The sequence below is a fragment of the Nitratidesulfovibrio liaohensis genome, assembly GCF_011682075.1.
Classification (GTDB): Bacteria; Desulfobacterota; Desulfovibrionia; order Desulfovibrionales; family Desulfovibrionaceae; genus Cupidesulfovibrio; species Cupidesulfovibrio liaohensis.
In genome coordinates this window covers 1-2,950 of the sequence record NZ_VSMK01000351.1, presented here as the reverse complement: position 1 = coordinate 2,950, position 2,950 = coordinate 1, and the positions used below count along the sequence as shown (strand labels likewise).

Sequence of the window (2,950 nt, the reverse complement as noted above, 5' to 3'; positions counted from 1 at the left end):
CGGCAACGGATGCGGCCTTGGCCGCAGCCGCGCGGCGGGCGTAGTGCGTCGGGGGTTCCACGGGCAGCGGCTCCGGCTCTGCCGCGCCGTTGCCGTACACCTCGAACGACAGCCCGAGGGAATGCAGGAACTCGCGGCGGCGGGGCGAGCCCGAGGCCAGCACCACGGGCAGCAACGCCCGGAAAGGGCCCGCGGGCACGACAACGTCGGGGATGTCCGCCGGGCACTGCTGGGTCAATGGGGTATGCTCGGTCATGCGGTTGCGGCTCCGAAAAGAAGGTAACGCTGGCGCCCGCGCAGGTACATCCGCCAACCCGGCAGGCAGGGCACCCGACCACCCGAAACAATCGGCCACCCGGAACAGCCGGGCATCGGCCAGGAAGCCTGCCTTGCCAATCGGCCCAGTGGAATCCGCGTGACAAGTTGAACCAGATCAGACTGGCCAGGCCGCACGGGTAGCGGTCGGTACGCCTTGCGTGTCATGCCCCATGGCAGCGCCGGGCGCAAGTATGCCCCGCATACAGCCATACCGCATGCATGTGCGCACGTTACCATGCGGCAGTGCATTCATATCCCGACATATATATGCAGTGCACCCCACACATGATGGGGGCATTCCCTACCTGCTGCAAAAGAATGCAGTCACACCGCAAGATCACCTAATGTTTCCGGGGCAGCCGCCGATAGGAGGGATGAGTGCATGGGCGGGTCTTCCCTCTTCGCATTGGCCGGAAAATTTTTCGGAAAAAAATGCGTCCGCCCCCTAAAGTTTCCCCTTTGGGTAGCCGATAGGCGATACGAGGGGAGACTACCGTGACCACGAACTCGTTTTACCTTCGCAACATGCTGCTGCACTACGACAAGCAGCTTGTGACCGCGCGCAGGCTGGCCCGCTACCGGCAGGCCATGCGTCTCGCGTCGGGCGAGGAGGAAAGCGCCATTCCTCCTGAGGTGAAACGCCGGTTCATGGTGGAACGTGTGGCTCGTGAGATCATGGAGAATCTTCTGCTTGCGGGAAGCGACAACCCCGTCGTACGAGAGATTCGGCAGAAGCTGGAACAGGAATTGGGAGAAACGCTCACCTTCACGTATCCTCCGACGCAGCTGGACATCCAGGTGTTCCGCGCCGGGCCGGAAGGCCCCGTCGAGGTAGCGCCAGCGGAGAAGGCGAGAATCCTTGACCGGCTATGGCACATTGCTCTCGAAACAGTGGACGATACCATGCTTTAGGCGATCCACGTTCCGATAAACGGTATGCTCCCCCGGGGAGGTAACCATGGAAATCAAGAACTATCTCAAGAACCTGGACCCGTACAGGACCAAGCTGGAACAGTCCGAGCTCCAGACCAAGCGCACCGCCGCCCGCAAGGAAAGCGACGCCGCGCCCTCTTCGCAGGGCGACCGCGTAAGCCTTTCCAACGAGGCCAAGCTGCGTACGGAAGCGTATTCCGCCGCCCTGGCCGCGCCCGACGTGCGTCAGGAAAAGGTGGACGCGCTGAAGAGCAAGGTGGAATCCGGCGAGTACCAGGTGGACTCGCGCGCCGTGGCCGAAAAGCTGCTCAAGGAAGAGCAGGATCTGTTCGGCTAGCGGCTTCGGGCGCCCCTGCCCACCCGTTTCTGACCCGCGTTTCGCGGGGGCAGTAGGCGCTGGCCTGTTGCGCAACGGTACTGCACCGATTGCGTAAGGACAGAGCGCCAATTGCGGGGCGGGATGCATGCGCCCGAACTGCCCGACCAACCACTGGGCTTTTTCGGTCGTACGTTGCCGAACGGCCTGCGAATGTAACGGCGAGGCGGAACCATTTTCGAATGGTTCCGCCTCGCCGCGTCTTGTTCTCCCCCTGGATGCACGCGAAAGGTGACAGGGGGGCGCGTCAGGTGCCCGTGACGGGTGAACGTGTGAGTGCGACTGGCGAACACATTCGGCACGCCGCGCATGCATAAAGGGCCGCGCGGCAATGCACCGCGCGGCCCCTGTCGGCATGGTGTCACCTCGCAAGGCCCCGCCCCGGCAGCTAACCGCCATCCCGCAGCAAGCGCCGCACGGCGGCGGCATCGGGCAGTTCCAGCGCACGTTCCGCAAGCCTGGCGCAGGCCGCCATGTCGCAGCCACGCACCACGTCCTTGGCACGCGGAATGGCCGGGCCGTTCATGCTCAATTCGTCCAGCCCCAGCCCCACCAGCAGCGGGATGGCCTCTGCGCTGCCCGCCAGCTCACCGCACATGGCCACGGGGATGCCCGCCGCGTTACCCGCCGCCACGGTGTCACGCACCATGCGCAGCACGGCAGGGTGCAGCGCGTCCGACAGGTCGGCCACGGCGGCGTTGCCCCGGTCGGCGGCCATGACGTACTGGGCAAGATCGTTGGTGCCGATGCTGAAGAAGGCCGACTCGCGCGCCAGCTGGTCCGCCAGGGCCACGGCGGCGGGCACCTCGACCATGATGCCCACCTCCACCGGGCCGTGGGGCAGGCCTTGCGCCGCCAGCGCTGCACGGGCCTCTTCCAGCAGGGCCTTTGCCGCCGCCAGTTCGCCGGGGTGGGCCACCATGGGGAACATGACCCGCAGGGGATGTTCGGCGGCGGCGCGCAGCAGGGCGCGCAACTGGGTCAGAAACAGTTCCCGCCGGGCGAGGCAGAAACGGATGCCCCGCAGCCCCAGAAAGGGGTTGTCCTCTCCCGCCGCAAAGTCTCCCAGATAGGGCACCGGCTTGTCGCCGCCAATGTCCAGGGTGCGCACCACCACCGGCAGGCCGGGCATGGCGGCGGCAGCGGCCACGTAGGCGGCGCGCTGCTCTTCCTCGTCCGGGGCGGCGGCCCGGTCCAGAAACAGGAACTCGGTGCGGAACAGGCCCACGCCCTCCGCGCCGTTCAGCAGGGCCGGGGCGGCGTCTGCCGGGGTGCCGATGTTGGCATGCACGTGCAGGTGGCGGCCATCTACGGTCACGGCGG

At 66.2% G+C, this 2,950-nt stretch carries 4 protein-coding genes; 2 read left to right on the top strand and 2 right to left on the bottom strand.

Features of this window, described 5'->3' with window-relative positions; translation table 11 throughout:
- The coding region (locus FVW27_RS12050; protein WP_208294758.1) for a Maf family protein at positions 1 to 256 on the bottom strand (256 nt) is incomplete at its 3' end.
- Positions 257 to 813: 557 nt separating this feature from the next.
- Here FVW27_RS12050 and FVW27_RS12045 point away from each other — a divergent pair.
- Together FVW27_RS12045 and flgM are read left to right on the top strand one after the other, a co-directional pair.
- Positions 814 to 1,230 carry a DVU0524 family FlgM-associated protein gene (locus FVW27_RS12045; protein ID WP_015946213.1) on the top strand — a complete coding sequence of 139 codons (417 nt, stop codon included), beginning with the start codon at positions 814 to 816 and terminating at the stop codon, positions 1,228 to 1,230.
- A gap of 46 nt (positions 1,231 to 1,276) precedes the next feature.
- On the top strand, positions 1,277 to 1,588 hold the full coding sequence (gene flgM / locus FVW27_RS12040) for a flagellar biosynthesis anti-sigma factor FlgM (RefSeq protein ID WP_167125460.1): 312 nt from the start codon (positions 1,277 to 1,279) through the stop codon (positions 1,586 to 1,588).
- A gap of 427 nt (positions 1,589 to 2,015) precedes the next feature.
- Here the strand turns inward: flgM and ptsP are convergent.
- A partial coding sequence (gene ptsP, locus FVW27_RS12035; RefSeq protein WP_167125458.1) for a phosphoenolpyruvate--protein phosphotransferase occupies positions 2,016 to 2,950 on the bottom strand: 935 nt, incomplete at its 5' end.